Below are 15120 nucleotides of genomic sequence, written 5' to 3' on the forward strand. Positions count from 1 at the left end.
GCTAAGAGATATGAGCACCCTGCAGAGCGTTCCCGCACTGGGTTCGCACCCGACCGCCGGCTCCAACGCGAGCCGCGCCGAGACCCGTGAGCAGCTGGCGAAGGCCACGTACGACCTGCTGGTCATCGGCGGTGGAATCCTGGGCACGTCCGTGGCCTGGCACGCCGCGCAGTCGGGTCTGCGGGTTGCCATGGTGGACGCCGGCGACTTCGCCGGCGCCACCTCCTCGGCCTCCTCCAAGCTGGTCCACGGGGGCCTGCGCTACCTGCAGACCGGCGCGGTCAAGCTGGTCGCGGAGAACCACCACGAGCGCCGGGTGCTGGCCAAGGACGTGGCCCCGCACCTGGTCAACCCCCTCACCTTCTACCTGCCGGTCTACAAGGGCGGCCCGGTCGGCGCCGCGAAGCTGGGCGCGGGCGTGTTCGCGTACTCGGCCCTGTCGGCCTTCGGTGACGGCATCGGCAAGGTCATATCCCCGGCCCGCGCCGTCGCCGACAACCCCGGTCTCAAGACCGACAACCTCAAGGCCGTCGCGGTCTACTACGACCACCAGATGAACGACTCCCGCGTCGCCGTGATGACGGTCCGCGCGGCCGTCGAGTCGGGCGCGGTCGTCCTGAACCACGCCGAGGTCACCGGCCTGCGCATGACGCGCGGCCGGGTCAGCGGCGCCGAGCTCAAGGACCGCCTGGACGGCACCGAGTTCGGGGTCGACGCGCGCGTCGTGCTCAACGCCACCGGCCCGTGGGTGGACCACCTGCGGCGCATGGAAGACAAGCACGCGATGCCGTCGATCCGCCTGTCCAAGGGCGCGCACATCGTGATGAAGCGCAAGTCGCCGTGGAAGGCCGCCATGGCCACCCCGATCGACAAGTACCGCATCACCTTCGCCCTGCCGTGGGAGGACCAGCTCCTGCTCGGCACGACCGACGAGGTCTACGAGGGCGACCCCGCGGACGTGCGCGCCACCGAGGCCGACATCCAGCAGATCCTGGACGAGGCCGCCTTCTCGGTGAAGGACGCCGACCTGGACCGCTCGCTGATGACGTACGCCTTCGCGGGCCTGCGGGTGCTGCCCGGCGGCCCCGGCGGCGTGGAGAAGGCCAAGCGCGAGACGGTCGTCTCCGAGGGCGCCGGCGGCATGCTGTCGGTGGCCGGCGGCAAGTGGACCACGTACCGCCACATCGGCCGCGTGGTCATGGACAAGCTGGCGAAGCTGCCCGGCAGCCCGCTGACCGAGGACATGGAGCCGGTGAAGTCGCTGGTGCGCCGCGTCCCGCTGCCCGGTGTCGCCAACCCGAACGCGGTGGCGCACCGGCTGCTGGTGGACCGGGAGCCCGGCTCGCGCATGGACCCGCTCACCGCCCGGCACCTGGCCTCGCACTACGGTTCGCTGGCCTTCGACATCGCCCGCCTGGCGAACGAGGACCCGGCGCTGGCCGAGCGGATCCACCCCGACGGGCCGGAGATCTGGGCGCAGGTCGCGTACGCCCGTGACAACGAGTGGGCCCAGACGGTCGACGACGTGCTGCGCCGCCGTACGACGGTGACCGTGCGCGGTCTGGACAGCGCCGAGGTACGGCGCCGGGTCGAGGAGATGCTGGGCGGCAAGGCGTAGCCGTCACGGCAGGGGGAAGAGGGGCGGTTCCGAGGGGAACCGCCCCTCCGTCGTGGGCTGTGGCTGGTGTCCCCTCAAGGCTTAGGCTGGCCCACGTACACAAGGGGAACTTCGGAAGGAGACCTGGGTGATCGAGCTTGAGGGCGTGCCCGAGCTGATCGACCCGGTCATGGTGGCCGCGTTCGAGGGCTGGAACGACGCGGGTGACGCCGCCTCCGGTGCTGTCACGCACCTGGACCGGGAGTGGAAGGGCGAGGTCTTCGCGGCTCTGGACGCCGAGGACTACTACGACTTCCAGGTCAACCGGCCGACGGTGTGGCTGGAGAACGGGGTTCGCAAGATCACCTGGCCGACGACCCGGCTCTCGGTGGTCCGGATCGGCGGTGCGAAGCCGCGTGACCTGGTGCTGGTGCGCGGGATCGAACCCTCGATGCGCTGGCGTTCGTTCTGCAACGAGATCCTCGCCTTCGCGCACGAGCTGGGCGTGGAGATGGTGGTCATCCTGGGCGCGCTGCTGGGCGACACCCCGCACACCCGGCCGGTCCCGGTCAGCGGGGTGACGTCGGACGCCGACCTGGCTCGGACGATGGACCTGGAGGAGACGAAGTACGAGGGCCCGACGGGGATCGTGGGGGTCCTCCAGGAGGCCTGCACGCACGCGGGCGTCCCGGCGGTGTCGCTGTGGGCGGCGGTGCCGCACTACGTGTCGCAGCCGCCGAACCCGAAGGCGACGCTGGCGCTGCTGAACCGGCTGGAAGACCTGCTCGACATCCGCATCCCGCTCGGCGAACTGCCGGAGGACGCGCGGGCGTGGCAGCTGGGGGTGGACCAACTGGCCGCCGAGGACAGCGAGGTGGCGGAGTACGTCCAGACGCTGGAGGAGGCGCGGGACACCGCCGACCTCCCCGAGGCGTCGGGGGACGCGATCGCCCGCGAGTTCGAGCGGTACCTGCGGCGGCGGGACCCTTCCGCGGCCGCGGAACCGGGTGACGGGTCGTACCTGCGGGACACCTCCAGCGGCCGTACGAAGCCGCGGCTGAGGCCCGACCCGGAGCCGCCGGAGGAACCGCCGGCGGCGGCGCCGGGCGAGGACGCTCCCCCGGAGGCCTGACGAACCGGCCCCCACCCCCGTCCCCGCGCAACCGGTCGGCCCCCCGGCGGAACCGAGAAGAACGCCGGACCGGCCGCTCACGCGGCCGGTCCGGCGTCGTCCGTTCGGCCCGCCGACGACGTCCGGGGCACGGCCCGGGCGACGGCGGCGGCGCGGGTTACAGCGCCACGCCCAGCAGGGCGTCCACCGTGCGCGAGACCAGGCCCGGGGCCGACTCGTCGGAGCCGTCCGAGGCGTTCTGGGCGTCGGCCCAGCGGTCCACGGCCGCCAGCGCGGCGGGGGCGTCCAGGTCGTTGGCCAGGGCCTCGCGGACCTCCTCGACCAGGGCGTCCGCCGGGATGCCGTCCGGGCGGGACACGGCGGCGCGCCAGCGCTCCAGCCGGGCCACCGCCTCCTCCAGGACCGCGTCCGTCCACTCCCAGTCGGCGCGGTAGTGGTGGGACAGCAGCGCGAGCCGGATCGCGGCCGGGTCGACGCCCGCCCGGCGCAGCGCGGAGACGAAGACCAGGTTGCCCTTGGACTTCGACATCTTCTGGCCGTTCAGCGCGACCATGCCCGCGTGGACGTAGGCCTTGGCCATCGGGAACTCGCCCGTCAGCACCTGGGCGTGCGAGGCGCCCATCTCGTGGTGCGGGAAGGCCAGGTCGGAGCCGCCGCCCTGGATGTCGAAGCCCATGCCCAGGTGGTCCAGGGCGATGGCCACGCACTCGATGTGCCAGCCCGGCCGGCCTCGGCCCAGGGAGCCGCCGTCCCAGCTCGGCTCGCCCGGCCGCGCGGCCATCCACAGCATCGGGTCGAGCGGGTTCTTCTTCCCCGGGCGCTCGGGGTCGCCGCCGCGCTCCGCGGAGAGCAGCCGCATGGCCTCGGCGTCGAGGCGGGAGACGCCGCCGAAGTGCGGGTCGGACTCCACCGAGAAGTAGACGTCGCCTTCGAGCTCGTAGGCGGCGCCCGCGTCCCTCAGCCGCTCGACGAGCGGCACGATGCCGGGTATGGCCTCGACGGCCCCGATGTACTGCCGCGGCGGCAGGATCCGCAGGGCGGTCATGTCCTCGCGGAAGAGGGCCGTCTCGCGTTCGGCGAGCTCGGTCCAGTCGTGGCCGTCGCGCTGCGCCCGCTCCAGCAGCGGATCGTCGACGTCCGTGACGTTCTGGACGTAGTGAACCTGCCGCTTGGTGTCGAGCCACACGCGCTGCACCAGGTCGAACGCGTTGTAGGTGGCCGCGTGACCGATGTGGGTGGCGTCGTACGGCGTGATGCCGCAGACGTAGATACGGGCGACGGGACCGGGGGCGAGGGTGATCGTCCCTTGGGTCGCGGTGTCGTGGATCTGGAGGTCGCGGCCCTTGCCGGGCAGGGCGGGGACCTCAGAAGCGGGCCAGGCATGCATGCTTCGAGCCTAACCGGACGGATGTTCCGTCATCGAACCGGACCAGCACTGTTGGCCTGATCACCACTCTTGCGGTCCGGCCGGGCATGTGCGTGGTGCGGGCCGGCCGGGCCCGGGCGGCTCAGACCGGTGGCCAGGGGATGGCGGGCCACTGCCCCGAGGGCCGGGGATGCGTTCCTTCGCGCAGCAGGAGGGCCACGCGGGCCCGTACGGCCGCCAGCTCGGCGGCGGTGATCAGATCCGCCAGCCGGGTGGCGAGGGGCCCCCCGCCGGCCAGCTGGGAGGCGAGGGTGGTCAAGACGGTGCGGGCCTCGTCCGTCAGGGGCTCGCCCGCCCAGCCCCACAGCAGGGTGCGCAGCTTGTCCTCGGCGTGGAAGGTCACGCCGTGGTCGATGCCGTAGAGCCGGCCGTCGGGGGCGGGCAGCAGGTGGCCGCCCTTGCGGTCGGCGTTGTTGATGACGGCGTCCAGGACGGCGAGGCGGCGCAGCCTCGGGTCGTCGGCGTGCACGAGCAGCGCGGTGCGTCCCTGCCCCACTTCGGCAAGGGCGACCGGCTTCCAGCCTTCCCCGGCCTCCTCGCCCTCGACGAGCGCCAGCAGCTCCGGCTCGGGCGCGTCACCGGCGTCGATCCACCGCTGGACCATCCCCTCGCCGTACGGGCCTTCGCGCAGCACCGTCTCCGGTACGAGGCCCCAGCCGGTGGCCTCGGAGACCAGGTAGGCGGCGCGCTCGCGTTGCGCGAGGCTGCCGTCGGGGAAGTCCCACAGCGGCCGCTCGCCCTTGACGGGCTTGTAGACGCATTCGGCGCTGACGCCCTCGTACGTCACCGTGCACAGCAGGACGGCGTTGGAGGCCTCGGCGATGCGGCCCCGGACGGTCAGCTCACCTCTGGCGAGAAGTTCCTCGGTGGGGTTCACTGCGCTCACGCCTGGCGCCGGTAGCCGTTCTGGCGGGGACACACGTGGCCTTCGGGGTCGAGCGGCAGGCTGCACAGCGGGCACGGCGGCCGGCCGGCGTTGACCACGTCGAGGGCGCGTTTGGCGAAGGCGCGGGCCTGGGCGCCGGAGAGGCGCACGCGCAGCATCGGCGGGCCGTTCTCCTCGTCCTGCAGGAGGCGCTCCTCCGCTTCCGCGAGGTCCTCGTCGGAGTCGGCGTCGAGTTCGACGAGCGCCTGCGCCTCGACGATCATCCGCTGTTCCTCGCCGTCCCAGGCCAGGGCCATCGTGCCGACGCGGAACTCCTCCTCGACGGGTACGTCGAGAGGGGCGGTGTCGGCGGCCTCGGTGGAGGCGACGGCCGGGACGGGGGCGTTGCCGCCGGTGCGCCGTACGACCTCGTCCAGCAGTTCGTCCATCCGCTCGGCGAGCGCGGCGACCTGCGTCTTCTCCAGGGAGACGCTGGTGACGCGGGTCCCGGAGGAGGCCTGGAGGAAGAACGTACGGCGTCCAGGCAGACCGACCGTGCCGGCCACGAAGCGGTCCGGCGGGTCGTAAAGGAACACCTGACGGGGCACGTCCAGTCTCCAAGTGTCGATGGCAGGGGCGGGGCGTGGGCGGGCTGCCTGTGTTGGCCCATCCACCCTACTGCGCCGTTCGATCAGGCCGCGCCCGCACCACCGCCCACGACGGCGTCCCCGCCGTCTTCGGGCGATTTGCGCGGCACGAGGCCCGCGAAGTCCCCGGTGTCGCCGAGGCGGAACAGGAACGGGCGGGTCTGCGTGTAGCGGATGGCGGTGACGGAACAGGGGTCGACATGGATCCGCTGGAAGAGGTCGAGGTGCATGCCGAGGGCGTCCGCGACAAGGGACTTGATGATGTCGCCGTGCGAGCACATGAGGTAGACGGCGTCGGCGCCGTGCTCCTCGTCGATCCGCGCGTTCCACTCCCGTACGGCGTCCACGGCGCGGGCCTGCATGGCGCGCATGGTCTCGCCGCCGGGGAAGGCCGCGGCGGAGGGGTGCTGCTGGACGATCTTCATCAGGGGTTCGTCGGCGAGTTCGGAGAGTTTGCGGCCGGACCAGTCGCCGTAGTGGCATTCGCCGATCCGCTCGTCGGTGTGCAGGTTCAGCCCGGGGCGGGCCGCCAGCAGCGGGGCGAGGGTCTCCTGGCAGCGTTGCAGCGGGCTGCTGACGGCGGCGGCGAGCGGTACCCCGTCGAGGCGTCCGGGCAGTGCGGCGGCCTGTTCGGCGCCGCGTTCGTCAAGGCTCACCCCCGGGGTCCATCCGGCGAGCAAGCCCGCGGTGTTGGCGGTGGACCGCCCGTGCCGTACGAGGATCAGCGTGGCCATGGGGCCACCTTAAGCGGTCGTGGCGGTGCGCGGGTGGGGGGCGGATGGAGGGAGAATGCCCCGCGTGATAGTCGACTGCGCGATGTACCGGGACGGCCGCCGCTCCGAGGCCCCCGAGGATTTCTCGGATGCCCTCGCCGAGGCGCGGGCGACGGGTGACGCCTTCTTGTGGATCGGGATGTACGAGCCCACGGAGGAGGAATTCGAGCACGTCAGCCAGGAGTTCGGGCTGCACAGACTGGCGGTGGAGGACGCGCTGACCGCGCACCAGCGCCCCAAGCTGGAGGTCTACGACGATTCGCTGTTCGTCGTCCTCAAGCCGGTCGTGTACGACGACGACACCGACACGGTGACGACGGGCGAGCTGATGGTCTTCATCGGCGACTCCTTCGTGGTCACCGTCCGGCACGGCGAGGGCGCCGCGCTGGCCGCCGTACGCCGGCGCCTGGAGCAGGACCCGGAGGTGCTGCGGCACGGGCCGACGGCAGTGCTCTACGCGGTGTCGGACGCGGTGGTGGACCACTACATCGAGGTCGCGGCGGAGCTGCAGGTGGACTTGGAGGAGCTGGAGGCCGAGGTGTTCGCCCCGAACGCCACGGACAGCCGGAACACGAAGAGCACGGCCGCCCGGATCTACGGTTTCAAGCGGCAGGTGCTGGAGTTCCGCCGGGCCACGAGCCCGCTGCTCCAGCCGATGGACCGGCTGGCCTTCGGGGACGTGCCGTTCGTGCACGAGCGCTCCCAGCCCTTCTTCCGCGACGTCGCCGACCACCTGACCAAGGCGAACGAGTACATCGAGGGGCTGGACCGGCTGCTGTCGGACGCGCTGTCGGCGCACCTGGCGCAGATGGGCGTCCGGCAGAACGACGACATGCGCAAGATCTCCGCCTGGGCGGCGATGGCGGCCGTCCCCACGATGGTGGCGGGGATCTACGGGATGAACTTCGACCACATGCCGGAGCTCAGGCAGAGCTGGGGCTACCCGGCGGTCCTGGTGGTCATGGCGGCCGCCTGCATCGGCCTGCACCGGCTGTTCAAGAGCCGCGGCTGGCTGTAGGACCGTCAGGCGTATCCCGGCGCGCCGGACGGTACGCCGCCGAGTGCGTCGCGGCGCTGGGGCATGCTCAGGCCGACCATGCGGTGCCAGCCGCTGAACCGCTCGTAGGCGTACGTCCCGCGGATCCCGGCGGCGAGGGCGGCCGCCTTGGGTGCGGGCCACCTCAGCAGCCTGCCCATGTGCGCCATGACGGCCAGGCTCACGTCCCGGTAGACGGCGATCTCGGCGAGGGCGCTCTCGCGCAGCACCCGCTGGATGGTCCGGCCGTGGCCGGCGCGGACCAGGGCCAGGAGTTCCTCGTGGCAGTAGGCGAGGTGGTTGTCCTCGTCGTTGCTGATCATGCGGAGGGCCCTGCCGACCTCCGGGTGGTCCCCGAAGTGCTTGACCAGCATGTCCATCTGGTCGGCGGCGCGCTGTTCGGTGACGCGGCTGTGTGCGAGGTAGACGACGACGTCCTCCTCGGTCAGCGGCTCCTCGCGGTTCAGCTTCTCGTGCGCGAGGCCGATCCCCCGCCGTTCCAGCAGCATCGTGTAGTCCGTCTCGGGCGGCACCGGGACGGCGGGCAGGCCGCGCCTGCGCAGCAGGGCCTGGAAGATCCGGCCGTGCTTGTCCTCGTCCGCGCCGTGCCGGGCGATCTTGGGCGCGAGGTGGCGCAATCCGTCGGGGACCAACGCGCAGATGCGGCCGTTCTCCCAGCCGCCCTGGGACTCCCCGCTGGCGGCGATGGAACAGAACAGCTGGAAGGAGTCGTCGTTCTCGATGATCTCCTGGAACAGGCTGCGGGCAGAGAGCATGCTCCGAGTCAAAGGCGGATACGGCGGGCGGGCAACCGATGCGTGGCGGGACTCGGCCGAATGAACGAAGCCGAGGCGGGGGTGCCGGGGCGTAACCCCGGGGCCGCCCCGCGCGTTGTTGGCTGTGTCGGCCGTGGCGGGGAAGACCCCCGAGCCCCCACCACGGCCGCAGGGCGTTCGCCGGCCGGCCTACGGGACGACCCTCAGGCCAGGCCTGCGTGTTCCAGGGCCTGTACGCCGGCCCGTAGGGCGGTGATCCGCTCGTCCAGGGTGAACCCGGCCGGGGCGAGCGTGAGGGTGGTGACCCCGGCGTCGGCGTAGGCGCGCATCCCGTCCGCGATCCGCTCCACCGAGCCGAGCAGGGTGGTCGAGTCGATCAGCGAGTGCGGGACCGCCGCGGCGGCTCCCGCCTTGTCGCCGCCCAGGTACTTGTCCTGGATCTCGGCGGCTTCCTTCTCGTAGCCCATGCGCTGCGCGAGCTGGTTGTAGAAGTTCTGCTTCGGGCTGCCCATACCGCCGACGTACAGGGCGGTGTACGGGCGGAACGTGTCGGCGAGGGCGTTCACGTCGTCGCCCACGGCGAGGGGCACGGTGGGGCAGACGTCGAAGCCGTCCATCGTCAGCCCGGCCTTCTCACGGCCCGCGCGGATGTGGCGCAGCGCGGTCTCCTCCAGGTGCTCGGCGGCGGGGAAGATCAGCAGGGCCCCGTCGGCGATCTCGCCGGTCTGCTCCAGGTTCTTCGGTCCGATGGCGGCGATGTAGAGCGGGATGTGTTCGCGCTCGGGGTGCACGGTCAGCTTGATCGGCTTGCCGGGGCCGCCGGGCAGCGGGAGGGTCCAGTGCTGCCCGTCGTAGGAGAGGCGCTCGCGGCTCATGGCCTTGCGGACGATCTCCACGTACTCGCGGGTCCGGGCGAGCGGCTTGTCGAACTTCACGCCGTACCAGCCCTCGGAGACCTGCGGTCCGGAGACGCCGAGGCCGAGCCGGAAGCGGCCCTTGGTGAGGGAGTCGAGGGTGGCGGCGGTCATGGCCGTCATCGCGGGCTGGCGCGCCGGGATCTGGAAGATCGCCGAGCCGACGTCGATCCGCTCGGTCTGGGCCGCGACCCAGGCCAGGACCGTGGCGGCGTCGGAGCCGTAGGCCTCGGCGGCCCAGCAGACGTCGTAGCCGAGGCGGTCGGCCTCCTGGGCGACGGCGAGGTTGTCGCCGTCCATGCCCGCACCCCAGTAACCGAGATTGATGCCGAGCCGCATGAGTCGTCCCCTTACCGGTTTACCGATCAGTAACGTAGGTCTGCGGGGACTGTAGCGCGCCCCGGTCGCCCGCGGCAGTGCCCCAGTAGTCTCAGCGCTCATGGAGCAGAGGCATCTCGGCCGCACCGGCCTGCGCGTGTCCCGGATCGGCCTCGGCACCCTGACCTGGGGCCGGTCCGCGGAGGGACCGGACGAGGCGGGCGCCGCAGAACAGTTGAAGACCTTCTGGGAGGCGGGCGGCACCCTCGTCGACACCGCCGACGTGTACGGGGGCGGGGAGGCGGAGTACCTCCTCGGGCAGCTCGTGGGGAAGCTGGTGCCGCGCCGGGAGCTGGTGATCGCCACCAAGGCGGGCTCCGTGCGGGACCCGGACCGGCGGTGCGACGGCTCGCGCGGGCACCTCCTGGCGGCGTTGGACGACTCCCTGGCCCGGCTGGAGACCGATTACGTGGACCTGTGGCAGGTGCACGCCTTCGATCCGAACACCCCGCTGGAGGAGACCCTCCAGGCGCTGGACCTCGCCGTCAGCAGCGGCCGGGCCAGGTACGCCGGGGTGGCGGGGTTCAGCGGCTGGCAACTGGCGAAAGCGGCCACCTGGCAGCTCGCCGCCCCCGGCGCGCGGACCCGGCTCGCCTCCACGCAGATGGAGTACTCGCTGCTCCAGCGGGGCGTGGAGCGGGAGGTGCTACCGGCCGCGCTGGACCTCGGCGTGGGCCTGCTGCCGTCCTCCCCGCTGGGCCGGGGCGTGCTGACGGGGAAGTACCGGGCCGGTACGCCGACGGACTCGCGGGGCGCGTCGCAGAGCCTGGCCGCCTTCGTGGACCCGTACCTGGACGAGGCGTCGGGCCGGATCGTGGATGCGGTGGCGACGGCCGCGCACGGACTGGCGGTGACCCCGCTCCAGGTCGCGCTGGCGTGGGTGCGGGACCGGCCGGGAGTGGTCGCGCCGATCGTCGGCGCGCGTACGCCGGCGCAGCTCGGGGCGGCGCTGTCAGTGGAGGCCCTTAGTCTTCCGGAGGAGATCTGCCGGGCGCTGGACGACGTGTCGGCGCCCGTGCACCGCTACCCCGATCAGGACTGGAGCACGCTGTGAGTACCGACCCCGCCGCCACCGCCGCGGACGAACCGGACGCCACCGGCCCGGAGGCCGGGGCGGTCGAGGACGCGCGTGCCCCGGAGTCCTCCGGGGCAGCCGACGCCGCCCGGGGCGAACCGGGCACGGGCGGGCAGGAAGCCCCGGAGGACAACGGGGAGGCGGCGGAGGCCACGGCCGGGGAGGCGTCTGAGGGCGAGGAGGCTTCGGAGGGCGAGGAGGCTTCGGAGGGCGAGGAGGCTTCGGAGGGCGAGGAGGCTTCCGCGGGCGGGGAGGCGGCCGAGGGCGCCGAGCCCGGGCTCAGCGAGGCGCAGGCGGAGCTGGCCGCGCAGAAGATCGAGCGGGAGCGGATCGCCCGGCGCAAGGCGGAGCGGCAGGCACCGGTCGAGGCGGGCGCCAAGCTCAGCGGCACGGCCGCCGATCTGCTGGCGGCCGTACGGGCGGTGGAGAGCGGGGCCAAGCCCCCGACCGCCTACTTCGACGACGCTCCGGCCGCGCCGCGCAGGGCCGCCGCTCCCACTCCCCCGACGCCCCGCCCCACCGCGCCCGTCGCGGCGGCCGGGGACATCGAGGGCGTACGGGCCGTGCTGGCCCGGGGCGGAGCCCCCGAGGCGCTCGCGGAGGCGGCCGCCACCGCGCTCGGCGAAGGCGCCGCCGGGCAGCTCGGCGAGAACCCGTGGCGGCTCCTGGCGGTGGCCGGGGTGCGCCCCACCCAGGCCGACGGGTTCGCCCGCGCCCTGCTGGGCGACGAGGCGGGGCCCGGGGACGAGCGCCGGGGCGGCGCGCTGGTGGGCTGGCTGCTGGCCCAGGCCGCGCTCAAGGGGCACACCGCCCTGGAGGCGCCGGTCCTGGAGAAGGCGCTGGCGCAGTACGGCGTACCGGACCCGGCCGCGGCCCTGGAACAGGCCATCGGCGAAGGCGCGGTACTGGTGTTCCACGAGCCGTCGCCCGACGCGCAGTCCCCGGAGTCCGCGGAATCCGCAGGTTCCCCGGAAGACCAGCAGGACGAGCGGCCCGGCACGGTCCTGGTGGGGCTGGAGGGTTACGCCCTGGCCGAGGAGAGCCTCGCCGACGGCCTGGCCCGGGTGGCCAGCACCTTCGCGGGTCCCGCGGACTGGGAGGAGGCCGCCGGCGGCGGTCCGGGCGCCGAGCTGATCCGGGCCGTCTCCGGCCACGGCCTGGTCACCCACACCGGCGGCGAGGCCGCCCGCGCCGAACCGGCGGCCCTGCTGGCGGCCGCGCGCCGGCTCGGCCTGCGGGCCGCTCTGGCCGCGCACGCCCCGGCGGAGGGCGCCGTCACCGTGGCGGGCCTGCTCGACGGGACGGAGGGGCCGGGGCGGGACGCCGAGGGGCACTTCGCGCTGGACCTGCTCATCGTCCTGGACGCGCCCCAGTTGGACGTGGAGAGCGCGGCCGCGTTGGTCGAGTCGGTGCCCGACGGGGCCCGCCTGGTGCTGTCCGGTGACCCCGCCGTGCTGGGTTCCGCGGGGCCCGGGCGGGTGTTCGCCGATGTGCTGGCGGCCCGGACCTGCCCCCAGGTCGTCTCCCGGGTCCCGGATCCGGGACCGCTGGGCGAGCTGGTGTCGGGCATCGGCATCGGGGAGCTGAACCAGGTCGACGCCCCCGGCAAGGAGGTCGTCATCGTCCCGGTGCGGGACGCGGGCGAGGCCGTCCACCGCACGGTCCAGCTGGTGGCCGAGTCGGTACCGCGCGCCTTCGGGATCCCGGCCGACGACGTGCAGGTGATCACCCCGGGCCACGGCGGTTCGGCCGGGACCCGGGCGCTGAACGCGGCCCTCAAGGAGCGGCTGAACCCCGGCCCCGGCCGGTTCGGCGGCTTCGACCCCGGCGACAAGGTGGTGTACGTACCCGCGCCCGGGCGGGCCCTTCCGGCCCGGGTGGTGTCGGCCGACGCGCAGGGGCTGCACCTGGAGGCGGCGGGCGCGCGGACCGTCGTGGCCAAGGAACGGGTGGAGTCGCAGGTGCGGCACGGCTGGGCCGTGACCGGGCACCAGGCCGTGGGGGCTCGCTGGCCCGCGGTGGTCGTGGTGCTTCCCGGGGACGCGGCGGACGCGCTGTCCCGGGACTGGGTGTACACGGCCTTCGGGCGCGCCGGGCGGCACCTTTCCGTGGTGCACGGCGTCGACCAGGCCCTGGCGCGCGCGGTGGCCGACGTACCGCCCAAGCCGCGCACGACCCGGCTGGCGGACCTGTTGCGGGCCCTCGCGGCGGCCGCCCGGGAACAGCCCGAGTAACGACGGCCTCGCAGAGGCGTGGGCCCCCGTCCGGTGCCGGGCGGGGGCCCACGCCGTCACGCGGGGGTCAGGCGGGGGTGAGGCCCGGCTCGGTGGCCCCGTCCGGCACGTCGTCGTCCTCGAAGTCGTCCGGCTCCTCGTCGAAGACGGAACTCACGTCGAACCGGTGCAGCACGTTCTGCGCGTCGGCGTGCTCGAAGGGCGAGTCGAGCCACTCGCCCGGTTCCGTCGCCTCCTCCGCGGCGGCGATCCACAACGTGGAGTCGCCCTCCTCCAGGCCGAACTCGCGGTAGCGGGAGTGGATCTCGTCGGGCTCGTACTCCCCGAAGAGGACGCCCAGCGCCCCGGCGGTGCCACCGTCCTCGACCGACTCGGCGTCCGGGTCGTGCGCGGCGACGCGGTCGGCCTGGGCGATCAGGCGCTGTGGTTCGACCACGGCGTAGTCGCGGCGGATGAGCACGCTGAACGCGGCGGGCTCGGCGGGGCCGGTGTACGGGACACCGTCCTCGGGGGTGGGGATCTCGAAGGGGGTGACCTCGTCGTAGCGGTCGTAGAGCAGTTCGTCGTACTCATCGGCGGCGGCGGCGAGCTCGTTGAACGCGGCGTAGACGGCCGGGTCGTCGTCCCCGATCCTGCTCTCGACCGCGGCGAGGTGGCGGTCGAGCGCGGCCTTGACCGCCTCGGCGGCGGCGCGTACCTCGGCAACAGTGGGCAGAGCGGCATCAGACATAGTGCAGACGCTATCCGTAGGAGGCCTCTGCCCGCACAATAGATGCGATGCCGGAATACGAATTTGTCGACCTGTACGTGCCCCGTGGGGTGCCGCGCCAGGAGACGACCCGCATGTTGACCGACCACGCCGAGTACGGGCACTGGGAGCTCGACCGGCTGACGCTGCTCCGGGACGGCAGTCGCCGCGTGCGGTTGCGCCGCCGGATCATCCGTCAGGTCCGCGCCACTTGGTGACGCGGGCCCCCGGGAGGGGGCCCGCGTCCGGAGTACCCGTGTGCCCGTTCGCGTAGCCGTCAGGCGGCGTTGCGGGCGCGGCGGTAGAGCACGCTGCCGGCGAGCAGCAGCCCGCCCGCGAGCGGCAGTCCGGCCGTCAGCACGTCGCCCGAGCCGGTGGCGGCCAGGTTGCCGTGGCCCTGGCCGGGCGTCCCTGGGGTGCCGGGGTTAACGGGCGTGCCCGGGGTTCCCGGGTTACCAGGGTTGGCGGGAGTTCCGGGCGTGCCCGGAGTCCCGGGGTTACCGGGCGTGCCCGGGTTGCCCGGAGTACCCGGGTTGCCGGGGTGGCCCGGAGTCCCGGGGTTGCCCGGAGTCCCGGGGTTGCCGGGGTTGCCGGGCGTGCCCGGGTTACCCGGAGTCCCGGGGTTGCCGGGAGTTCCGGGGTTACCCGGATTGCCGGGCGTGCCCGGGTTGCCGGGGTTGCCCGGAGTCCCGGGGTTGCCCGGGTTGCCCGGGTGGTCGTCGCACGGCTCGTCCGGGTGGCCGGGGTTGCCCGGGTGGCCGGGGGTCCCGGGATTGCCCGGATGACCCGGGTGGCCGGGGGTCCCCGGGTTGCCGGGGTGGCCCGGGTGGTCCGGCTTCGCGGGGCCGCCGCCGTTGGCGCAGCGGTTGCCGAAGGCCGGGTTCAGGCCTCCGATCACGGTGACCGTGTTGCCGCAGGCGTTCACCGGCACGTTCACCGGCGCCTGCACGTTGTTGCCGGACAGTACGCCCGGCGAGTTCACCGTGTGTCCGACCGCCCCGGCGTCCGCATGCGCGTAACCACCGCCGAGCGCCAGCGCACCGCCGGCGGCCGCCATGGTGATCAGGGTCTTCCTGGTGACCTGTACTACGGGTCGTCGCATCTGTACTCGTCCCCATGCTGTGTACGTTCGGTCGGCGTACAGGCCGTACACGCTCCCCCGCCTGCGACGCCGAATAGAAAGAGATGCGGGCCCGAAAGCCCGGCAGCCCCGGAGCGCTGGAATGCGCTCCGGGGCCAAGGACTGCAGACGCGTCAGGCGTTGACGCAGGTGTTGCCGAAGGCCGGGTTCAGCAGACCGATCACGTTGACGGTGTTGCCGCAGACGTTGACCGGGATGTGGATCGGGACCTGGACGACGTTGCCCGACAGGACGCCGGGGGAGCCGATGGCCGCACCCTGGGCGCCCGCGTCGGCGGCAGCCATGCCCGCACCCGCGAGAACCAGACCACCGGTGGCAGCCGCAGCGGCGACAACCTTCTTGAGCATTGTTCCTCCTAGTAGGCAAGTGCGGTCCCAG

At 73.3% G+C, this 15120-nt stretch carries 15 protein-coding genes; 6 read left to right on the forward strand and 9 right to left on the reverse strand.

Features of this window, described 5'->3' with window-relative positions:
- The first annotated feature begins 10 nt into the window (after positions 1-10).
- Both OHA81_RS07360 and OHA81_RS07365 read left to right on the forward strand, forming a co-directional pair.
- Positions 11-1618, forward strand: a complete 1608-nt coding sequence (locus tag OHA81_RS07360) for a glycerol-3-phosphate dehydrogenase/oxidase (RefSeq protein WP_329193906.1) — start codon at positions 11-13, stop codon at positions 1616-1618.
- 127 nt (positions 1619-1745) lie between these two features.
- Entirely contained in the window at positions 1746-2729 is a 984-nt protein-coding gene (locus OHA81_RS07365; RefSeq protein ID WP_329193908.1) for a PAC2 family protein, read from the forward strand.
- A 157-nt stretch (positions 2730-2886) separates the two neighbouring features.
- On the opposite strand, the gene mshC is transcribed toward OHA81_RS07365, so the two are convergent.
- From mshC to OHA81_RS07385, 4 genes are all read right to left on the reverse strand, one after another.
- The gene (mshC, locus tag OHA81_RS07370) at positions 2887-4116 is read right to left on the reverse strand and encodes a cysteine--1-D-myo-inosityl 2-amino-2-deoxy-alpha-D-glucopyranoside ligase (protein ID WP_329193910.1); all 1230 of its coding nucleotides are present in this window, start codon (positions 4114-4116) and stop codon (positions 2887-2889) included.
- 121 nt (positions 4117-4237) lie between these two features.
- Positions 4238-5074, reverse strand: a complete 837-nt coding sequence (locus tag OHA81_RS07375) for an SCO1664 family protein (RefSeq protein WP_443056463.1) — start codon at positions 5072-5074, stop codon at positions 4238-4240.
- Positions 5038-5628, reverse strand: coding sequence for a DUF3090 domain-containing protein (locus OHA81_RS07380; RefSeq protein ID WP_329193911.1), 591 nt, complete (start codon positions 5626-5628; stop codon positions 5038-5040). The genes OHA81_RS07375 and OHA81_RS07380 overlap by 37 nt, the downstream gene beginning before the upstream one ends.
- 83 nt (positions 5629-5711) lie before the next feature.
- Positions 5712-6401 (reverse strand): histidine phosphatase family protein, encoded by a 690-nt coding sequence (locus OHA81_RS07385; RefSeq protein ID WP_329193912.1) that lies wholly within the window; start codon positions 6399-6401, stop codon positions 5712-5714.
- A gap of 55 nt (positions 6402-6456) precedes the next feature.
- On the opposite strand from OHA81_RS07385, the gene corA reads away from it, so the two are divergent.
- Entirely contained in the window at positions 6457-7458 is a 1002-nt protein-coding gene (corA, locus tag OHA81_RS07390) for a magnesium/cobalt transporter CorA (RefSeq protein ID WP_329193913.1), read from the forward strand.
- Positions 7459-7463: 5 nt separating this feature from the next.
- Here the strand turns inward: corA and OHA81_RS07395 are convergent, their stop codons facing one another.
- Positions 7464-8252 carry a ferritin-like domain-containing protein gene (locus OHA81_RS07395; protein ID WP_329193915.1) on the reverse strand — a complete coding sequence of 263 codons (789 nt, stop codon included), beginning with the start codon at positions 8250-8252 and terminating at the stop codon, positions 7464-7466.
- 203 nt (positions 8253-8455) lie between these two features.
- Positions 8456-9505 (reverse strand): LLM class F420-dependent oxidoreductase, encoded by a 1050-nt coding sequence (locus OHA81_RS07400; RefSeq protein ID WP_329193916.1) that lies wholly within the window; start codon positions 9503-9505, stop codon positions 8456-8458.
- 100 nt (positions 9506-9605) lie between these two features.
- Between OHA81_RS07400 and OHA81_RS07405 the strand changes: the two genes are divergently transcribed.
- Positions 9606-10598, forward strand: a complete 993-nt coding sequence (locus OHA81_RS07405) for an aldo/keto reductase (protein WP_329193918.1) — start codon at positions 9606-9608, stop codon at positions 10596-10598.
- A complete protein-coding gene (locus OHA81_RS07410) occupies positions 10595-12853 on the forward strand; it encodes a helix-hairpin-helix domain-containing protein (RefSeq protein ID WP_329193920.1) in 2259 nt (752 codons plus the stop codon). The genes OHA81_RS07405 and OHA81_RS07410 overlap by 4 nt, the downstream gene beginning before the upstream one ends.
- A 67-nt stretch (positions 12854-12920) precedes the next feature.
- On the opposite strand, the gene OHA81_RS07415 is transcribed toward OHA81_RS07410, so the two are convergent.
- Entirely contained in the window at positions 12921-13583 is a 663-nt protein-coding gene (locus tag OHA81_RS07415) for a hypothetical protein (RefSeq protein WP_329193921.1), read from the reverse strand.
- Between the two features lie 47 nt (positions 13584-13630).
- Here OHA81_RS07415 and OHA81_RS07420 point away from each other — a divergent pair, with 47 nt between their 5' ends.
- Positions 13631-13819 (forward strand): DUF5703 family protein, encoded by a 189-nt coding sequence (locus OHA81_RS07420; protein WP_190185296.1) that lies wholly within the window; start codon positions 13631-13633, stop codon positions 13817-13819.
- A gap of 59 nt (positions 13820-13878) precedes the next feature.
- Here the strand turns inward: OHA81_RS07420 and OHA81_RS07425 are convergent, their stop codons facing one another.
- Both OHA81_RS07425 and chpH read right to left on the reverse strand, forming a co-directional pair.
- Positions 13879-14703, reverse strand: coding sequence for a chaplin (locus OHA81_RS07425; protein ID WP_329193924.1), 825 nt, complete (start codon positions 14701-14703; stop codon positions 13879-13881).
- A gap of 152 nt (positions 14704-14855) precedes the next feature.
- Positions 14856-15089, reverse strand: coding sequence for a chaplin ChpH (gene chpH / locus OHA81_RS07430; RefSeq protein ID WP_136215000.1), 234 nt, complete (start codon positions 15087-15089; stop codon positions 14856-14858).
- Positions 15090-15120: the final 31 nt, after the last annotated feature.

The organism is Streptomyces sp. NBC_00667, from assembly GCF_036226825.1.
Classification (GTDB): domain Bacteria; phylum Actinomycetota; class Actinomycetes; order Streptomycetales; family Streptomycetaceae; genus Streptomyces.